Raw genomic sequence first — 17,775 nt, 5'->3', positions numbered from 1 at the left:
GGGGCGCGCACCGTCACCCGGTGAAGCCCACCACCAGCCAGATGAACGCCGCTCCGGCGACCGTGCACAGCACAGTGGAGCGCGCGGGGTGTTCGTGGTGGGCCTCGGGCAGGATCTCGGCGGCGGCCAGGTAGAGCAGGACGCCGCCGAACAGGCCGAGATAGCCGCCGAGGACACCCTTCGGGATGGTGACGTACGCCGACGCGGCCGCTCCGGCGACCGGGGCGACGGCGTCCGCGAACAGCATCGCGTAGGCCTTGCGGCGGGCGTTGCCGTACAGGCTGGTCAGGGTGAAGGTGTTGAAGCCGTCCGCGAAGTCGTGGGCGATGACGGCGAGCGCGACGGCGGTGCCCATGCCGCCGCCGACCTGGAAGGACGCACCGATCGCCACGCCGTCCATCAGGCTGTGTCCCACCATGGCCGCGGCGGCCGTCAGGCCCACCTCGGGCGCCCCGTGGTTGTGCTCGTCCCCTCCGTGCGAGGCGCGGCGGGCCGCCAGCAGGCGTTCCACCAGATGGGCCAGCAGGAAGCCGGCCACGAACAGCAGCAGGGCCGCGGGCACGCCGTGGACCTCGGTGCCGGCCGCCTTCAGCGCCTCCGGCAGCAGGTCCAGGCCGACCACGCCGAGCATCAGCCCGCCCGCCAGGCCCAGCACCAGGTGGCGGCGGTCGGTCACACGCTGTGCCGTCCAGCCGCCGGCCAGCGTCATCAGGAACGCGCCGAACGCCACGAAGACCGCCATAGGCCCTTGCTATCCGATTCACCGGCGTGCGCGCACGTCCGACAGCCGCCGACCCACTGACTCGTACCGACTCGTAACGACTCGAGCCGGCCTGTAGGAGAGGACCGATTCCCATGGCCGATGCCCCCACCGGCAAGGTGACCTTCGTCGGTGCCGGCCCCGGCGCCGCCGATCTGCTGACGTTCCGTGCCGCCCGCGCCATCGCCGAGGCCGACGTCGTGATCTGGGCCGCGAGCCTGGTCCAGGCGGAGGTCCTCGAACACGCCCGCGAGGACGCCGAGATCCTGGACTCGGCCACCATGTCCCTGGAGGACGTGGTCGCCGTGTACCGACGTGCGTTCGACGAGGGACGGAAGGTGGCCCGGATCCACTCCGGCGACCCCGCCCTGTGGGGCGGCACGCAGGAGCAGCTGGACCGATGCCAGGAGATCGGCATCGCCACCGAGGTCGTGCCGGGCGTGTCCTCCTTCTCGGCGGTGGCCGCGCTGGCGCAGCGTGAGCTGACGATCCCCGAGGTGGCGCAGTCGGTGGTGCTGACCCGGCTGGGCGGCGGCAAGACGCCGATGCCGCCCGGCGAGGAGGTCCGCGAGTTCGCCAAGCACGGCACGACGATGGCGGTGTTCCTTTCGGCGGCGCGCAGCGGGCAGCTGGTGCGGGAGCTGCTGGAGGGCGGCTATCCGACGGACACCCCGGTCGTCGTCGCGTACCAGGCGACCTGGCCGGAGGAGCTGATCGTGACGTGCACGATCGGCACGCTGGAGGAGACCGTCAAGGAGCACAAGCTCTGGAAGCACACGCTGTTCCTGGTCGGCCCGGCGCTCGCCGCGCACGGCACCCGCTCGCACCTGTACCACCCCGGTCATTTCCACGGCTACCGCAAGGCCGACCCCGAGGCCCGCAGGGCGCTGCGCGAGCGGGGTGCGAGCACGTGATCACCGTCGTGGGCGCGGGGACGGGCGAGCCGGTCGGCGCGGACGTCCTCGCGGGTGCGGAGCTGGTCGTGGGCGGCCGGCGGCATCTGGACGCGGCGGCGGTGCCGGAGACGGCCGAGCAGGTCGTGCTCGGGCAGCTGGCCCCGGCGCTGGACACGATCGAGGAGTACGTCCGCAAGGAGCGGCGGGTGGTCGTGCTGGCCTCCGGCGACCCCGGGTTCTTCGGGATCGTGCGGGTGCTCGCGGACCGGTTCGGCGCGGACCGGCTCGCGGTGCGGCCCGGGGTGTCGTCCGTGGCGACGGCGTTCGCGCGGCTCGGGCTGCCCTGGGACGACGCCGTCGTGGTCAGCGCCCACGGCCGTGACCTGCGCACGGCTGTCAACGTGTGCCGGGCGCAGCCGAAGGTGGCGGTGCTGACCGGGCCTGGCGCGGGCCCGGCCGAGATCGGTGCCGCGCTGCGGTCGTACGACCGGACTCTCGTCGTGGCCACGGCGCTGGGCTCCCCCGGCGAACGGCTGGAGCGGGTGACGCCCGCCGAGGCCGCGGCCCGTGACTGGGGTACGGCGGTGAGCGTCGTCGTCAGCCTGGACGAGCGGCGGGCGCTGGGCGCCGTTCGGACGCTGGCGGGGCGTGGCCCCGGGCCGGCGGGATGGGCCCTGCCCGAAGAGGACTTCGCCCACCGCGACTCGATGATCACCAAGTTCGAGGTGCGGGCGCTGGCGCTGGCCCGGCTCGGGCCGCGCCCCGGCGACCTGGTGTGGGACGTCGGCGCCGGTTCCGGTTCGGTGGCCGTGGAGTGCGCGCGGCTCGGGGCCGCCGTCACCGCGGTGGAGAAGACCGCCGACGGGGTGCGGCGGATCCGCGCCAACGCGGCCGCGCACGGGGTCGACGTGCACGTGGTGCACGGGGCGGCGCCGACGGTGCTGTCCGATCTCGACGAGCCCGACGCGGTGTTCGTCGGCGGTGGCGGGCAGGACCTGCCCGCCGTCGTCACGGCCTGCGCGCGGCGCGCCCGGCGGACCGTCGTGGTGGCGCTGGCCGCCCTCGACCGGGTGCCGGCGGCGCGTGCCGCGCTCGCGGACGGCGGGTTCGGCGTCGACGGCGTGCTGTTGCAGTCGTCACGGCTCGCGCCGCTGCCCGGGGACGTGACCCGGCTCGCGGCGGCCAATCCCGTTTTCCTGCTGTGGGGCGAGCGGCCCCCGGCATCTGCTGACGAAGGAGTTGCCCAGTGATCGGCCTCATTTCCGCCACCGCGGCGGGGGCGGCGGCGCGCGACCGGCTGGCCGCGGCGTGGCCGGACCGCACCCGTGTGTACGACGGCGTTGTCGCGGACGCCGTGCGGCGGGCGTTCGCGGAGTGCGAGCAGCTGGTGTGCTTCCTGGCGACCGGCGCGGCCGTCCGGCTGGTCGCGCCGCTGCTGGGCGACAAGGCGACCGACCCCGGTGTGGTCTGCGTCGACGAGGGCGGGCGGTTCGCCGTGCCGGTGCTCGGCGGGCACGGCGGCGGCGCCAACGACCTCGCCGCCGAGGTGGCCGAGGTGCTGGGCGCGGTGCCGGTCGTGACGACGGCGACGGACGCCGTCGGACTGGCCGGCCTGGACACCCTGGGCCTGCCCGTCGAGGGCGCGGTCGCGGCGGTGTCGCGGGCGCTGCTGGACGGGGAGCCGGTGGCGCTGGCGGCGGAGGTCGCGTGGCCGCTGCCGCCGCTGCCGCTGGCCGGACAGGGCGCGTACACGGTCCGCGTCACCGACCGTGCGGTCACCGCCGGGGAGCGCGAGGTGCTGCTGCGCCCGCCGACGCTGGTCGTCGGGGTGGGTGCGTCCAAGGGCGCCCCGGTGGACGAGGTGCTGACGCTGGTCGAGGCCGCGCTGGCCGAGGCGGGGCTGTCGGTGCGGTCGCTCGCCGAGCTGGCCACCGTGGACGCCAAGGCCGGCGAGCCCGGCATCGTGGAGGCCGCCGAACGGCTCGGCGTGCCGCTGGTGACGTACCCGGCCGAGGCGCTGGCCGCGGTGGAGGTGCCGAACCCGTCGGACGCGCCGCTCGCCGCCGTCGGCACGCCGTCCGTGGCGGAGGCCGCCGCGCTCGCCCGGGGTGGTGAACTCCTCGTCCCCAAGCGGAAGTCGCAGCGCGCCGACGGCTCCCCCGCCATGGCGACCTGCGCCGTCGTACGGCGTCCGGGGCGCGGGCGGCTCGCGGTGGTCGGCCTGGGTCCCGGCGCCCGCGACCTGCTGACCCCGCGCGCCAAGGCCGAACTGCGCCGCGCCTCCGTGCTCGTGGGCCTCGACCAGTACGTCGACCAGATCCGCGACCTGCTGCGCCCCGGCACCCGCATCCTGGAGTCCGGGCTGGGCGCCGAGGAGGAGCGGGCCCGTACGGCGGTCGCCGAGGCCCGGCGCGGGCAGGCCGTCGCGCTCATCGGCAGCGGTGACGCCGGGGTGTACGCGATGGCCTCGCCGGCGCTCGCCGAGGCGTCCGACGACATCGACGTGATCGGCGTGCCGGGCGTGACCGCGGCGCTCGCGGCCGGGGCGATCCTGGGCGCGCCGCTGGGCCACGACCATGTGTCGATCTCCCTGTCCGACCTGCACACGCCGTGGGAGGTCATCGAACGGCGGGTACGGGCCGCGGCCGAGGCGGACCTCGTGGTCACCTTCTACAACCCGCGTTCCCGGGGCCGCGACTGGCAGCTGCCCAAGGCGCTCGCGATCCTCGCCGAGCACCGCGAGCCGACGACGCCGGTCGGGGTCGTCCGCAACGCCTCGCGCCCCGACGAGTCGAGCCGGGTCACGGCGCTCGGCGAGCTCGACCCCGCGTCGGTCGACATGATGACGGTCGTGACCGTGGGCAACACCGCGACCCGGAACATCGCGGGACGCATGGTGACCCCGCGCGGCTACCGCTGGCAGACCACCCAAGAGGAGGTCCGGTGAACCGCGTGGTCCACCCCATCGAGGAGGAGTCCTACCGGCGGCTGCGCAAGCGGCTGGACACCTCGCACTTCCCTGCGCTGACCCGGGCCGTGGTGGAGCGGGTCATCCACTCCGCCGCCGACCTGGAGTACGCGAGCGACCTCGTCATGGACGAGGGCGACCTGGTCCGGGCGCACGCCGCGCTGCACGCCGGGGCGCCCGTCGTGGTCGACGTCGAGATGGTCGGGGCCGGCATCACCCGCCGCGAGACCGTCTGCCGGCTCAAGGACGGCGTCGCCGGCCCCGGGCTGACCCGTTCCGCGCACGGCATCCGGCTCGCCTACGAGCAGGTCGGGCCCGGCGCCCTCTGGGTGATCGGCAACGCGCCGACCGCGCTGGAGGAACTGCTGACGCTCGACGCGGCCCCGGCGCTCGTCATCGGTCTGCCCGTCGGTTTCGTCGGGGCCGTCGAGTCCAAGGCCGCGCTGCGCGAGAGCGGGCTGCCCGCCGTGAGCAACGTGTCCGAGAAGGGCGGGTCGGCGGTCGCCTCCGCCGCCCTCAACGCCCTGCTGTACCACCCCCTTTCGTCTTCGTCCGAGGAGAACGCGTGACCACCCCGCCCGCCCTGCTGATCGCCGGCCACGGCACCCGCGACGACGCCGGAGCGGAGGCGTTCCGCGACTTCGTCCGGGAGCTGGGCCGCCGCCACCCCGAACTGCCCGTCGCGGGCGGCTTCATCGAGCTGTCCCCGCCGCCGCTCGGCGAGGCCGTGACCGAGCTGGTGGAACGCGGGGTGCGCCGCTTCGCCGCCGTCCCGCTGATGCTGGTGTCCGCCGGCCACGCCAAGGGCGACATCCCGGCGGCCCTGGCCCGCGAGAAGGAGCGGCACCCCGGCATCACGTACACCTACGGCCGTCCGCTGGGCCCGCACCCCTCGCTGCTGAACGTGCTGGAGCGGCGCCTCGAAGAGGTGCTGGGCGACGGCGTGGACCGCTCCGAGGTGACGGTGCTGCTGGTCGGGCGCGGCTCGACCGACCCGGACGCCAACGCCGAGGTCTTCAAGGCGGCCCGGCTGCTGTGGGAGGGCCGGGGATACGGCGCCGTGGAGACGGCGTTCGTGTCGCTGGCTGCGCCGGACGTGCCGAGCGGGCTCGAGCGGTGCGCGAAGCTCGGCGCGCGGCGGATCGTGGTCCTGCCCTACTTCCTGTTCACCGGCATCCTGCCGGACCGGGTGCGCAAGCAGACCGAGGAGTGGGCGGCGGCGCACCCCGGGCTGGATGTGCGCTCGGCGGATGTGATCGGGCCGGAGCCGGAGCTGCTGGACCTGGTGATGGAGCGGTACGAGGAGGCCGTCAAGGGCGATCTGCGGATGAACTGCGACTCGTGCGTGTACCGGATCGCGCTGCCCGGCTTCGAGGACAAGGTGGGGCTGCCGCAGCAGCCGCACTTCCACCCGGACGACGACGGACACCACCACCACGGCCACGGCCACGGCCACGGACATGGGCACACGCACTCCCATGCGCACTGACGGGCACGACCTTCGCCACCACGGGGACGCCGAGGTCCGCGACGACGGGGCCGAACTGATCGACCTCGCGGTGAACGTCCGCGCGGACACCCCGCCTTACTGGCTGCGGGAGCGGATCGCCAATTCGCTGTCCTCGCTCGCCGCCTATCCGGACGGGCGGGCCGCGCGGGCCGCGGTCGCGGCACGGCACGGCCTGCCGGCCGAGCGGGTGCTGCTGACGGCCGGGGCGGCGGAGGCGTTCGTGCTGCTGGCGCGGGCGCTGAAGGTGCGCCGGCCGGTCGTGGTACACCCGCAGTTCACCGAGCCCGAGGCGGCGCTGCGGGACGCGGGGCACACCGTGGACCGGGTGCTGCTGCGGGAGTCGGACGGCTTCCGGCTGGATCCCGCGCTGGTGCCCGAGGACGCCGACCTGGTGGTGGTCGGCAATCCGACCAACCCGACCTCCGTGCTGCACCCGGCCGCCACCATCGCCGCCCTGGCCCGCCCCGGGCGGACGCTCGTGGTGGACGAGGCGTTCATGGACGCGGTGCCGGGCGAACGGCAGGCGCTGGCCGGGCGGACGGACGTGCCCGGCCTGGTGGTGCTGCGCAGCCTGACCAAGACCTGGGGCCTGGCCGGGCTGCGCATCGGATACGTCCTCGCCTCCCCCGAGGTGATCGCCGATCTGGAACGGGCCCAGCCGCTGTGGCCGGTGTCCACCCCGGCGCTGGCCGCGGCGCGGGCCTGCGTGGAGCCGCCGGCGCTGGCGGAGGCGGCACGGGCGGCCGAGCAGATCGCTGCCGACCGCGCCTACCTCGTCACCGGGCTGCGACGCCTGGGCGTGCGGGTGGTGACCCCGGCCGAGGGGCCGTTCGTGCTCGTCCGGCTGCCGGGGGCCGCCCTGGTGCGCCGGCGCCTGCGCGCCCTGGGGTACGCCGTCCGCCGCGGGGACACCTTCCCCGGCCTCGGGGAGGACTGGCTCCGCCTGGCCGTGCGGGACGAGGCGACGACGGACGGCTTCCTCCGGGCACTGGCGTCGGCGCTGACGCCGTAGGGGGTGTCTCGCCGATCACGCCGGCCTGATCGGCGAGGCACCCTGGCGGTCAGCGTCGGCGGCGGGCCAGCGCGAACGCCCCGGCGCCCGCCGCCAGCAGGGCCACGGAACCGCCCGCGATGTACGGCGTCAGCGCGTTGCCGCCGGTCTCCGCGAGGTCGGCCGCGGCGGGGGCGCCCTGGGGTTTGACGTCCGGGGCGGGCTCGGCAGTGGCCGGCTTCGGCGCGGGCGCGGCCGCGGCCGGTCTCGGCGCCTCGCAGGTCGCCTGGGCCAGGGTGACGGTGCCGTTCACCTCGGCCACGTTGAGCTTCAGCGGGTTCACCGACACCTTCAGCTCCAGGGCCGTCGCCGCCGCCGTGCGCGAGGTCGTCCCGCTCCTGGACAGATCCAGGCGGACCTCGCCCACGCCCGGCACCTTCACGTCCGTGGTGCCGCCGGACGTCAGCGTGACGCGCTTGCCGAGGACCGTCACCGCGCCCAGCACGTTCGACGTGGCCACCGGGGACTTCCCGGCCTCGCAGGTCGCCTTCGCCGTGACGTCCTCGACCTCGACCAGCGACAGCAGCGGCAGCCCGGGGACGTGCAGCCGGGCGTGGGCGAGCCGGGTGAAGCCCTCCGCCCCGTGCGCGGTCGCCGTCGCCTTCGCGGTGGCCACCTCGGCGCTGAGCACGCTGAACGGGTTGCCGTTGTTCACGCCGTCCAGGCGGACGGAGAGCGCGGTCTTCTGCGCGCTGCGCGGCGCCTGGACCTCGTTGAGGGAGACCGCGAGCGGGACGTTCACGGTCTTGTTGAGCAGGGACACGTCGAGGCCGGTGCGCAGGACCACGGCGCTCGCCCGGCCCTGGTCGCCGGTGGCGTGGGCCGGGCCGGCGCCCGCGAGGACCACGGGAGCCGTGGCCAGGGCCGTGGCGGCCGCGACGGCGGTCAGGCGTCGGCGGCGTGCGGGCATGCGGAAGGTGTTGCCGTTCAAGGGTGGGACCCCCAGAGAAGGAACGCTTCGGGACCCCGCAAGGATTACGGCTCGAACGTCCAACGGTCAGCGCGGCAACGGGACTTCACCCCAAAGGGTGTTCGTCGCGCACGCCTTCGAATCCCGGGCCTCAGAAAAGCGCTCAGCTCACGGGTGTCCCGTTCACCACGACGCGGCGCGGTGCGCCCAGCACGCGTACGTCCGCGCGCGGGTCGCTGTCGTAGACGACGAGGTCGGCGGGTGCGCCCTCGTCGAGGCCGGGGCGGCCCAGCCAGGCGCGGGCACCCCAGGTCGTCGCGGAGAGCGCATCGATCGGCGGGATGCCGGCCGTGACCAGCTCGGCGACCTCCGCGCCGACCAGCCCGTGCGGGAGCGACCCGCCGGCGTCGGTGCCGACGAACACCGGGATGCCGGCGTCGTAGGCGGCGCGGACGGTGTCGTAGCGCCGTTCGTGCAGCCGGCGCATATGGTCCGACCAGCGCGGGAACTTGCTCTCGCCGCCCGCCGCGAGCTGCGGGAAGGTCGCGATGTTGACGAGCGTCGGGACGATCGCCACACCGCGCTCGGCGAAGAGCGGGATGGTGTCCTCGGTCAGGCCCGTGGCGTGCTCGATGCAGTCGATGCCGGCTTCCACCAGGTCGCGCAGCGAGTCCTCGGCGAAGCAGTGCGCGGTGACGCGGGCGCCCAGGCGGTGGGCCTCGGCGATCGCCGCCTCGACGGCCTCGCGCGGCCAGCAGGCCGACAGGTCGCCGAGGTCGCGGTCGATCCAGTCGCCGACCAGCTTGACCCAGCCGTCGCCGCGCCGGGCCTCCTGGGCGACGTAGGCGACGAGGTCGGCGGGTTCGACCTCCCAGGCGTAGTTGCGGATGTAGCGGCGGGTGCGGGCGATGTGCCGGCCCGCGCGGATGATCTTCGGCAGGTCGTCGCGGTCGTCGATCCAGCGGGTGTCGGACGGCGAGCCGGCGTCCCGCAGCAGCAGGGCGCCCGCGTCGCGGTCGGTGAGCGCCTGCTTCTCGGCCGTCTCCGGCTCGACCGGGCCGTGCGCGTCGAGGCCGACGTGGCAGTGCGCGTCGACCAGGCCGGGCAGCACCCAGCCCTCGACCGTGCGCACGTCACGGGCGCCGGCCGGGCGGTCGTAGGAGATCCGGCCGCCGACCACCCACAGCTCGTCCCGGACGTCGTCGGGTCCCGCCAGGACCCGCCCCTTCACGTGCAGCACCGCGCCATCGCTCATGCACGGCACTGTAATCAGCCGCGGCTCGCCGTTGCAGGGAGCCCCCGCCCCGCCGGTGACGGGGGGCGCTACTCGCCCTTGCCCACCTGGTCGGAGGTCTCCTCCTCCACCTCGGCCATCGCCGGGTCGAGGAGGCGGGAGAGGAAGTGGCGGGTGCGCTCGTGGCGCGGGTGGGTGATGACCTGCTCGGGGCTGCCGTCCTCGACGATCACGCCGCCGTCCATGAAGACGACCCGGTCGGCGACCTCACGGGCGAACGTCATCTCGTGGGTGACGACCATCATCGTCATGCCCTCGCGGGCGAGCCTGCGCATGACGGCCAGGACGTCGCCGACCAGCTCCGGGTCGAGCGCCGAGGTCGGCTCGTCGAACAGCATCACCTCGGGGCCCATGGCGAGCGCCCGCGCGATGGCGACGCGCTGCTGCTGGCCGCCGGAGAGGGAGGACGGGTAGGCGTCCGCCTTCTCCGACAGTCCGACGCGCTCCAGGTTCTCGGCGGCCACCTTCGCGGCGCTAGCCTTGTCCCGCTTGAGCACCCGGCGCTGCGGCAGCGTGAGGTTCTCGGTCACCGTCAGGTGCGGGAAGAGGTTGAACTGCTGGAACACCATGCCGATACGGCGGCGTACGGCGTCGATGTCGACGTCCGGGTCGGTGACCTCGGTGCCGCCGACGAAGACCTGGCCCTTGCCCGGCTCCTCCAGGAGGTTCACACAGCGCAGCAGCGTGGACTTGCCGGAGCCGGAGGGGCCGATGACGCAGACGACCTCGCCCTGGCCGATCTCCAGGTCGATGCCGCGCAGCACCTCGTTGTCGCCGAAGGACTTGTGCAGGTCCCTGATCTCGATCTCGGGTCGGCTCACTTGACGGCCTCCTGGGCCTTGGCCTCCATGCGGCGCACGACGAAGCCGAGCGGGATCGTGATCAGCAGGTAGCACAGGCCGGCCACGAGGATCGGGGTGGAGTTGGCGGTCGTACTGGCGAGGTCTCGGCCGTACTTGGACAGGTCGCGCTCCTCCAGGGTGACACCGAGGAAGAGGACCAGCGAGGAGTCCTTGAAGAGCAGGACGAGTTCGTTGGTCAGCGGCGGCAGGATGATCCGGAACGCCTGCGGGATGATCACCGAGATCATGGCGCGGGCGGGCGAGAAGCCCAGCGAACGCGCGGCCTCCATCTGCCCCTTGGGCACGGCCTGGATGCCGGCGCGGATCGTCTCCGCCATGTAGGCGGCGGCGACCAGGCCCAGCGCGATGGCGACCTTGCCGTAGGTGCCGCCGACGATCTCGGTGCCGGGGAAGGCGAGCGGGACGGCGACACCGATGAAGATGAAGATCAGCAGGGCGGGCAGGCCGCGGAAGATCTCGATGTAGATGCCGGCGACCCAGCGGTAGGGGCCGACGGACGACAGCCGCATCAGCGCGATCACCATGCCGAGCGCGAGTCCGACGACGAAGCCGGACACCGTGTACAGCACGGTGTTCTTCAGTGCGAGCGTGATGACGTCCGGGAACATCTGGCGCGCGATGCTGCCCTGCGCGAACTGGTTCTTCAGCCGCCCCCAGTCCGCCGTGACCGCGAGCGCGATCACGGCGGCGACGAAGACGGCGTACTGCGCACCACGGGAGACGCTGCGCTTCTGACGCCGGGTCAGACCCTTCCTGCGGGGCTGGAGTTCCGTGTCGGTCGCCGTCATGAGGCGGCGGGCGAGGCGACGGAGGCGTCGTACGGGCCGATCCACTGCTCGTACAGCTTCTTGTACGTGCCGTCCGCCTTGGCCTTCGCGATCGCCTTGTTGATGGCCTCGCGCAGCTTGGTGTTGCCCTTCTTGACGGTGAAGCCGTACTGCTCACCGGTCTTGAGGTTGTCGACGACCTTGAACTTGTCGGCGTTGGCCTTGTCCTTCAGCCAGCCCTGGACCACCGGGTAGTCGATGATGACGGCCTTGACCTGGCCGGTGCGCAGGCCGTTGAGGACGGCGTCGGAGGACTCGAAGGAGACCGGGTCGAAGCCCTTGCTCTTGGCGTAGTCCTCGCCGGTGGTCTGCGCCTGCGCGCCCAGCTTGATCCCCTTGGCCTTGACGTCCGCGAGGGAGTTCACGCCGCTGCTCTTGTCGACCAGGACGGCCTGGGTGGCGTCGAAGTAGGGGTCGGAGAAGTCGACGTTCTTCTTGCGCTCGGCGGTGATGGTCATGCCGGCCGCGGCCAGGTCGCACTTGCCGGCGTTGAGGAAGGCGCCGGTCTTGAAGTTCTCGAACGGGGTGTCGAGGATCTCCTGCTTCACGCCGAGGTCCTTGGCGACCAGGTCGATCAGCGAGACGTCGAAGCCCTGCACCTTGCCGTCGATCTCCGACTGGAACGGCGGGTACGGCAGGTGGGTGCAGGTGGTCAGCTGCCCGGCCTTGACCAGCTCGACCCCGCCGGCGGCGGTCTTGGAGCCGCTGCCGCCGTTGTTGGTGGAGGTGCACGCGGCCACGAGCATGAGCCCGGCCGTCGCGGTGGTGGCGGCCAGAACGCGGGTCCGGCGCCCGAGGAGCGTGTTCACGGGGGAGCCTCCTGTGTTGGAACTGAGAGTTCCGATTATAAGGAGAGGTTTGGGCCTCTCAAATCAAACCCATGGTTACGGGGCGGTCTCACCTTAGAAAGACGCGCCGGGCAACGGGGACCAACCCGCCCAAGACGGCGCGACGGATGGGGCCCACGGGGTGACGGTTACCCTCGACCATGGCCGTACCCCGTGAGTCGTACCCGTGAAGTGAAGAGAGCACCGCTGTGACCCACCCCTTCCTGGACCTCGCCCCGCTGAGCGCCGCCCGCTTCGCCTCCATCGAGGACCGGGTGGCACGGCTGCTCTCCACCGAGCAGGACGTGCTGATCATGCAGGGCGAGGCGCTGCTGCCGCTGGAGGGCGCGATCCGTGCGACCGCCGGGCCCGGCACGACCGCGCTGAACGTGATCACGGGTCCCTACGGGCAGACCTTCGGCGACTGGCTGCGGGACTGCGGCGCGAGGGTCATCGACCTCTCGGTGCCGTTCCACACGGCGGTGAGCGCCGAGCAGATCCGCGAGGCGTTCGCCGAGCACCCGGAGATCGACTTCGTGTCGCTGGTGCACGCGGAGGCGGCGACGGGCAACACCAACCCGGTCGCCGAGATCGGGCCGGTGGTGCGGGAGCACGGCGCGCTGTTCTACCTGGACGCGGTGGCCTCCGTCGGCGCCGAGCCGGTGCTGGTGGACGCGTGGGGCGTCGACCTGTGCGTCATCGGGGCGCAGAAGGCGATGGGCGGGCCGGCCGGGGTGTCGGCGGTGTCGGTGAGCGAGCGGGCGTGGGCACGGATGGCGGCCAACCCGGGGGCGCCGCGCCGGTCCTACCTCTCACTGCTGGACTGGAAGGAGCGCTGGCTCGACGGCGGCCGCAAGGCGCTGCCGCACGCACCGGCGCAGCTGGAGATGCTGGCACTTCAGGCGTGCCTGGACCGTATCGAGGCGGACGGCCTGGACGCGGTGATGGCCCGGCACGCGCGTGCCGCGGCGGCCACGCGCGCGGGCGCGGTGGCGCTGGGCGCCGGCCTCGCGCCCTACGTGCACGAGGCGGCGGAGTCGGCGCCGGTGGCCACGACCCTGCGGGCGCCGTCCGGCGTGGACGCCTCGGAGCTGGTCGCCCGCGCCCTGGCGAGCGACCCGGCACTGCCGCTGGCCGCGGGCGGCGGCGCACTGGCCAAGGAAATGATCCGCGTCAACCACTACGGGCCGGCCGCGACGCCCGGCACGGTACGCGGCTGCCTGGCGGCGCTGGGGTCGGCCCTGGCCGGCAAGGACCTGCACGTCGACCTGGAGGCGGCACTGCGGGCGGCGGACGACGCCTGGCGCTGACCGCACCGCGGCCGACCACGCGCGGCTGACGGCATCCCCGGGCCGACCGCACCCCGAGGGTGCGTCCCCGGGCCGACCGCCCCTCACCTGGCCGTACCCCGGGCGTCCGTCCCCCGGGTGCGCGCCCGGCCCCCACCGGGCGTGAGCGGGCGGGCCGGGCCGGTTGCGGTCCGCGGTCGCCGCCGTGTCGGCGAGAGCCCGGTGTCGGTGCGGCGTGCCATGCTCGGGCCATGGCCAACGACGCGCACCAGACCCTGCCCGACGGGCGCCCCGTGCCGCTGCTGACCGGGGAGGAGCGGCCCATGCTGGAGAGCTGGCTCGCCTTTCACCGGGCCACGCTGGAGCTGAAGTGCGCGGGGCTGGACGACGGGCAGGTGCGGCTGGCGGCGGCCGAGCCGTCCTCGCTGACCCTGCTCGGGCTGGTGCAGCACCTGGCGGAGGTGGAGCGGAACTGGTTCCAGCGGGTCTTCGCGGGCCTCGACGTCCCGCCGGTCTTCGGGGAGGAGACCGGGTACGGGCTCGACCCCGAGCGCGGTCTCGGCGAGGCGCTGGCGATCTGGCGCCGGGAGGTGACCCGCGGGCAGGAGCTGTGCGCCGGGCGCTCGCTGGAGGCCACCGGACGCATCGTGGACGGGCCGATGACCGGCCTGGAGGTCTCCCTGCGCTGGGTGCTCATCCACATGATCGAGGAGTACGCCCGGCACAACGGCCACGCGGACATCCTGCGCGAGCGCATCGACGGCACGATCGGCGCCTGAATTCCCCACACTTACCGACACGGATCTATTCCGGGAATTGCGTTCCCTTATTCAAGTCCTATTCTTGTGGATAGCTTCCCGTCTTCTTCTGCCCGCTTCTCACGACCCTAAACGCGAAGATTTCGCGAACACCGAGCGGGCTGTTTCGGGGAGATCCCGCAGGGGTTACATGGTTGTGACGCGTTACACATCGCGTCCATTTTGCCACCTTTCTCCCGGTCAAATGCGGACAATCCTCCGGCGGCTCGCGTACCTGCCCGCGCTCGCGCGATAACACAGAACGAGCGCCCAGGAAAGCCCCACCCTCCATGCATTTTTCAATTTCGCTCGGTAAATTCAATCCGCATGACCGCCGCACCAGCAGACCTGCTCATAGACCGCCCGTCGGTGGCCGACGGAGCCGCCCTGTGGCGAATCGCCAGGGACTCCGAGGCCCTCGACCTGAACTCCTCCTACAGCTACCTGCTGTGGTGCCGCGACTTCGCCGGCACCTCCGCCGTCGTGCGCCGGGAGGACGGGGAGCCGGTCGGCTTCATCACCGGGTACGTGCGGCCGGAGCAGCCGCACACCCTGCTCGTCTGGCAGGTGGCCGTCGACGCCGCGTACCGCGGCAAGGGCCTCGCCGCCGCGCTGCTCGACGGGCTGACCGCCCGGCTCGCCGCCGAGCACCGGATCACCGACGTCGAGACGACGATCACCCCGGGCAACACCGCCTCCGAGCGGCTGTTCACCTCGTTCGCCGCCCGGCACGGCGCGCGGGTGGAACGGGAGGTCCTGTTCGACGCCGGACTGTTCCCGGACGGCCCGCACGACCCCGAAGTGCTGTACCGCATCGGCCCGCTGACCCCGACTTCCCACTGAGGAGCGATTCGTCGTGACCATCACCCAGCCCGACCTGAGCGTCTTCGAGACCGTGGAGTCCGAGGTGCGCAGCTACTGCCGTGGCTGGCCCACCGTCTTCGACCGCGCGCAGGGCAGCCGCATGTACGACGAGGACGGTCACCAGTACCTCGACTTCTTCGCCGGTGCGGGGTCACTGAACTACGGCCACAACAACCCCGTACTGAAACGGGCGCTGATCGACTACCTGATGCGGGACGGCGTCACGCACGGTCTGGACATGTCGACCACGGCCAAGCGGTCGTTCCTGCAGACCTTCCAGGACCTGGTGCTGCGCCCGCGTGACCTGCCGTACAAGGTCATGTTCCCGGGGCCGACGGGCACCAACGCGGTGGAGTCGGCGCTGAAGCTGGCCCGGAAGGTGAAGGGCCGCGAGTCGATCGTGTCGTTCACCAACGCCTTCCACGGCATGTCGCTGGGCTCGCTCGCGGTCACCGGCAACGCCTTCAAGCGGGCCGGCGCCGGCATCCCGCTGGTGCACGGCACGCCGATGCCGTTCGACAACTACTTCGACGGCCAGGTCCCGGACTTCCTGTGGTTCGAGCGGCTGCTGGAGGACCAGGGCTCCGGCCTGAACAAGCCCGCCGCGGTGATCGTGGAGACCGTGCAGGGCGAGGGCGGCATCAACGTCGCCCGGCCCGAGTGGCTGCGCGCGCTCAAGGAGCTGTGCGAGCGGCAGGACATGCTGCTGATCGTCGACGACATCCAGATGGGCTGCGGCCGTACCGGCGCCTTCTTCTCCTTCGAGGAGGCCGGGATCACGCCCGACATCGTCACCGTGTCGAAGTCCATCAGCGGCTACGGCCTGCCGATGTCGCTGTGCCTGTTCAAGCCCGAGCTGGACGTGTGGGAGCCGGGCGAGCACAACGGCACCTTCCGCGGCAACAACCCGGCGTTCGTCACCGCCACCGCCGCGCTGGAGACGTACTGGACCGACGGCTCCGCCATGGAGAAGCAGACCCGCACCCGTGGGGAGCAGGTCGAGCAGTGGCTGATCGCCATCACCGAGGAGAACCTCGCCGACGTCAAGGAGTACCGCGGTCGCGGCCTGGTGTGGGGCATGGAGTTCCACGACAAGGCCCGCGCCGGACGGATCGCGCACCGCGCCTTCGAGCTGGGGCTGCTGGTGGAGACCTCCGGCCCCGAGTCCGAGGTCGTCAAGCTGCTGCCGGCCCTGACCATCACCCCGGACGAGCTGGACGAGGGTCTGAAGACCCTGGCCCGCGCCGTCCGTGAGACCGCCTGAGCCGCACCTCGGGACACCCCTCACACACCGCCGAACACCCCTATCTAGGAGGCATCGCACCACCGTGATCGTCCGTTCGTTCAAGGAGATCGAAGGCACCGACCGCCATGTGAAGGCCGCGTCAGGCACCTGGGAGAGCAAACGCATCGTGCTCGCCAAGGAGCGCGTCGGCTTCTCGCTGCACGAGACGATCCTGTACGCCGGGACCGAGACGTCGATGTGGTACGCCAACCACATCGAGGCCGTGGTCTGCACGCGGGGCGAGGCGGAGCTGACCGACCACGAGACCGGGAAGACCCACACGATCACGCCCGGCACCATGTACCTCCTGGACGGCCACGAGCGGCACACGCTCAAGGTCAAGGAGGACTTCCACTGCATCTGCGTGTTCAACCCGCCGGTCACCGGACGGGAGGACCACGACGAGAACGGCGTCTACCCGCTGCTCACCGAACCCGAGGAGGTGTGAACCGCATGACGGCCACCACGACTTCGACCACCGTCACGGACCTGTACCCCACCCGCGGCACCACCGAGGTGACGGTGCCCCGGCAGGACCCGGTCGTCTGGGGCGCCCCGGACGCCCCGGGCCCGTTCCAGCCGGCCGACCTCGGCGCCTTCGAGCGCGACGGCTTCATCGCCGTCGACCAGCTCATCCGCCCCGACGAGGTCGCCGAGTACAAGCGTGAGCTCGACCGGCTGGTCACCGACCCGGTGATCCGCGAGGACGAGCGGTCCATCGTGGAACCGCAGTCCAAGGAGATCCGCTCCGTCTTCGAGGTGCACCGCATCAGCGAGGTGTTCGCGAAGCTGGTGCGCGACGAGCGGGTCGTCGGCCGTGCCCGGCAGATCCTCGGCTCGGACGTGTACGTCCACCAGTCCCGCATCAACGTCAAGCCGGGGTTCGGCGCCAGCGGCTTCTACTGGCACTCCGACTTCGAGACCTGGCACGCGGAGGACGGTCTGCCGCGGATGCGGACGGTGTCCGTGTCGATCGCGCTGACCGAGAACTTCGACACCAACGGCGGTCTGATGATCATGCCGGGGTCGCACAAGACGTTCCTCGGCTGCGCGGGCGAGACGCCGAAGGACAACTACAAGAAGTCGCTGCAGATGCAGGACGCGGGCACGCCGTCCGACGAGGCGCTCACGGCGTTCGCGAGCGAGCACGGCATCCGGCTGTTCACCGGCAAGCCGGGATCGGCGACCTGGTTCGACTGCAACGCCATGCACGGCTCCGGCGACAACATCACGCCGTACCCGCGCAGCAACGTCTTCATCGTGTTCAACAGCGTGGAGAACACGGCGGTGGAACCCTTCGCGGCACCGATCCGCCGCCCCGAGTTCATCGGCGCACGGGACTTCACCCCCGTCCGCTGACCCATCAGCGCACGGGACTTCACCCCGTCCGCTGACCCGCCGGAACACCGACCACCGGGCCGGGACCCCCTCACGTGGGACGGGGGGCCCGGCCCGGTCGCGCGCGTGCAGCGGGCCGGGCGAGCCTCGTGCGGAACCGGGACCTTGGCCCGGTCGCGCGCGTGCCGCGGGCCGGGCGAGCCCCGTGCGGGACCGGGACCTTGGCCCGGTCGCGCGCGTCCCGCGGGCCGGCCGAGCCTCCCCGGCCGGCGGCCGGCCCGCCGCGCAGCGGCCAT

At 72.7% G+C, this 17,775-nt stretch carries 18 protein-coding genes; 12 read left to right on the top strand and 6 right to left on the bottom strand.

Features of this window, described 5'->3' with window-relative positions:
* Window positions 1–13: 13 nt before the first annotated feature.
* On the bottom strand, window positions 14–742 hold the full coding sequence (locus tag ACZ64A_RS12750; protein ID WP_469810053.1) for a ZIP family metal transporter: 729 nt from the start codon (window positions 740–742) through the stop codon (window positions 14–16).
* Window positions 743–855: 113 nt separating this feature from the next.
* On the opposite strand from ACZ64A_RS12750, the gene cobM reads away from it, so the two are divergent.
* The 6 genes from cobM to cobC are packed head-to-tail and all read left to right on the top strand — an operon-like array spanning window position 856 to window position 7,146.
* A complete protein-coding gene (gene cobM / locus ACZ64A_RS12745; RefSeq protein WP_469810052.1) occupies window positions 856–1,674 on the top strand; it encodes a precorrin-4 C(11)-methyltransferase in 819 nt (272 codons plus the stop codon).
* Window positions 1,671–2,906, top strand: coding sequence for a precorrin-6y C5,15-methyltransferase (decarboxylating) subunit CbiE (cbiE, locus tag ACZ64A_RS12740; RefSeq protein ID WP_469810050.1), 1,236 nt, complete (start codon window positions 1,671–1,673; stop codon window positions 2,904–2,906). The genes cobM and cbiE overlap by 4 nt, the downstream gene beginning before the upstream one ends.
* Entirely contained in the window at window positions 2,903–4,603 is a 1,701-nt protein-coding gene (cobJ, locus tag ACZ64A_RS12735; protein ID WP_469810049.1) for a precorrin-3B C(17)-methyltransferase, read from the top strand. The genes cbiE and cobJ overlap by 4 nt, the downstream gene beginning before the upstream one ends.
* Complete coding sequence (locus tag ACZ64A_RS12730; protein WP_469810047.1) at window positions 4,600–5,193, top strand: precorrin-8X methylmutase; 594 nt, start codon at window positions 4,600–4,602, stop codon at window positions 5,191–5,193. The genes cobJ and ACZ64A_RS12730 overlap by 4 nt, the downstream gene beginning before the upstream one ends.
* On the top strand, window positions 5,190–6,113 hold the full coding sequence (locus ACZ64A_RS12725; protein WP_469810046.1) for a sirohydrochlorin chelatase: 924 nt from the start codon (window positions 5,190–5,192) through the stop codon (window positions 6,111–6,113). Before ACZ64A_RS12730 ends, ACZ64A_RS12725 begins: the two co-directional genes overlap by 4 nt.
* Window positions 6,103–7,146, top strand: a complete 1,044-nt coding sequence (gene cobC, locus ACZ64A_RS12720) for an Rv2231c family pyridoxal phosphate-dependent protein CobC (protein WP_469810045.1) — start codon at window positions 6,103–6,105, stop codon at window positions 7,144–7,146. The genes ACZ64A_RS12725 and cobC overlap by 11 nt, the downstream gene beginning before the upstream one ends.
* 49 nt (window positions 7,147–7,195) lie before the next feature.
* Here cobC and ACZ64A_RS12715 read toward each other — a convergent pair whose 3' ends face one another.
* The 5 genes from ACZ64A_RS12715 to ACZ64A_RS12695 all read right to left on the bottom strand — a co-directional run bounded on the left by ACZ64A_RS12715 (window position 7,196) and on the right by ACZ64A_RS12695 (window position 11,888).
* On the bottom strand, window positions 7,196–8,116 hold the full coding sequence (locus ACZ64A_RS12715) for an SCO1860 family LAETG-anchored protein (RefSeq protein WP_469810043.1): 921 nt from the start codon (window positions 8,114–8,116) through the stop codon (window positions 7,196–7,198).
* A gap of 142 nt (window positions 8,117–8,258) precedes the next feature.
* Window positions 8,259–9,350, bottom strand: coding sequence for an amidohydrolase family protein (locus ACZ64A_RS12710; RefSeq protein WP_469810042.1), 1,092 nt, complete (start codon window positions 9,348–9,350; stop codon window positions 8,259–8,261).
* Window positions 9,351–9,418: 68 nt separating this feature from the next.
* Window positions 9,419–10,210 (bottom strand): amino acid ABC transporter ATP-binding protein, encoded by a 792-nt coding sequence (locus ACZ64A_RS12705; RefSeq protein ID WP_469810040.1) that lies wholly within the window; start codon window positions 10,208–10,210, stop codon window positions 9,419–9,421.
* Window positions 10,207–11,040, bottom strand: coding sequence for an amino acid ABC transporter permease (locus ACZ64A_RS12700; RefSeq protein ID WP_469810039.1), 834 nt, complete (start codon window positions 11,038–11,040; stop codon window positions 10,207–10,209). The genes ACZ64A_RS12705 and ACZ64A_RS12700 overlap by 4 nt, the downstream gene beginning before the upstream one ends.
* Complete coding sequence (locus ACZ64A_RS12695) at window positions 11,037–11,888, bottom strand: transporter substrate-binding domain-containing protein (RefSeq protein ID WP_469810038.1); 852 nt, start codon at window positions 11,886–11,888, stop codon at window positions 11,037–11,039. The genes ACZ64A_RS12700 and ACZ64A_RS12695 overlap by 4 nt, the downstream gene beginning before the upstream one ends.
* A gap of 227 nt (window positions 11,889–12,115) precedes the next feature.
* Between ACZ64A_RS12695 and ACZ64A_RS12690 the strand changes: the two genes are divergently transcribed.
* The 6 genes from ACZ64A_RS12690 (at window position 12,116) to thpD (ending at window position 17,500) form a co-directional block, all read left to right on the top strand.
* Window positions 12,116–13,216 (top strand): pyridoxal-phosphate-dependent aminotransferase family protein, encoded by a 1,101-nt coding sequence (locus tag ACZ64A_RS12690; RefSeq protein WP_469810037.1) that lies wholly within the window; start codon window positions 12,116–12,118, stop codon window positions 13,214–13,216.
* A 230-nt stretch (window positions 13,217–13,446) separates the two neighbouring features.
* Window positions 13,447–13,974, top strand: coding sequence for a DinB family protein (locus ACZ64A_RS12685; RefSeq protein WP_469810035.1), 528 nt, complete (start codon window positions 13,447–13,449; stop codon window positions 13,972–13,974).
* 345 nt (window positions 13,975–14,319) lie between these two features.
* Window positions 14,320–14,835 carry a diaminobutyrate acetyltransferase gene (gene ectA / locus ACZ64A_RS12680; protein WP_469810034.1) on the top strand — a complete coding sequence of 172 codons (516 nt, stop codon included), beginning with the start codon at window positions 14,320–14,322 and terminating at the stop codon, window positions 14,833–14,835.
* A gap of 13 nt (window positions 14,836–14,848) precedes the next feature.
* Window positions 14,849–16,120 carry a diaminobutyrate--2-oxoglutarate transaminase gene (ectB, locus tag ACZ64A_RS12675; RefSeq protein WP_469810033.1) on the top strand — a complete coding sequence of 424 codons (1,272 nt, stop codon included), beginning with the start codon at window positions 14,849–14,851 and terminating at the stop codon, window positions 16,118–16,120.
* A gap of 64 nt (window positions 16,121–16,184) precedes the next feature.
* Entirely contained in the window at window positions 16,185–16,589 is a 405-nt protein-coding gene (locus ACZ64A_RS12670) for an ectoine synthase (protein WP_361636407.1), read from the top strand.
* A 5-nt stretch (window positions 16,590–16,594) separates the two neighbouring features.
* On the top strand, window positions 16,595–17,500 hold the full coding sequence (gene thpD, locus ACZ64A_RS12665) for an ectoine hydroxylase (RefSeq protein ID WP_469810032.1): 906 nt from the start codon (window positions 16,595–16,597) through the stop codon (window positions 17,498–17,500).
* The last annotated feature ends 275 nt before the right edge of the window (window positions 17,501–17,775 follow it).

This window comes from Streptomyces sp. NPDC104814 (assembly GCF_055583185.1).
The sequence above is the reverse complement of the archived record's forward strand: the minus strand, read 5'-3'. Positions and strand labels throughout refer to the sequence as shown.

Coding starts and splice junctions, on each gene's coding strand:
- ACZ64A_RS12750 (WP_469810053.1), bottom strand. CDS start 742: ATGGCGGTCTTCGTGGCGTTCGGCGCGTTCCTGATGACGCTGGCCGGC.
- cobM (WP_469810052.1), top strand. CDS start 856: ATGGCCGATGCCCCCACCGGCAAGGTGACCTTCGTCGGTGCCGGCCCC.
- cobC (WP_469810045.1), top strand. CDS start 6,103: ATGCGCACTGACGGGCACGACCTTCGCCACCACGGGGACGCCGAGGTC.
- ACZ64A_RS12710 (WP_469810042.1), bottom strand. CDS start 9,350: ATGAGCGATGGCGCGGTGCTGCACGTGAAGGGGCGGGTCCTGGCGGGA.
- ACZ64A_RS12700 (WP_469810039.1), bottom strand. CDS start 11,040: ATGACGGCGACCGACACGGAACTCCAGCCCCGCAGGAAGGGTCTGACC.
- ACZ64A_RS12685 (WP_469810035.1), top strand. CDS start 13,447: ATGGCCAACGACGCGCACCAGACCCTGCCCGACGGGCGCCCCGTGCCG.
- ectA (WP_469810034.1), top strand. CDS start 14,320: ATGACCGCCGCACCAGCAGACCTGCTCATAGACCGCCCGTCGGTGGCC.
- thpD (WP_469810032.1), top strand. CDS start 16,595: ATGACGGCCACCACGACTTCGACCACCGTCACGGACCTGTACCCCACC.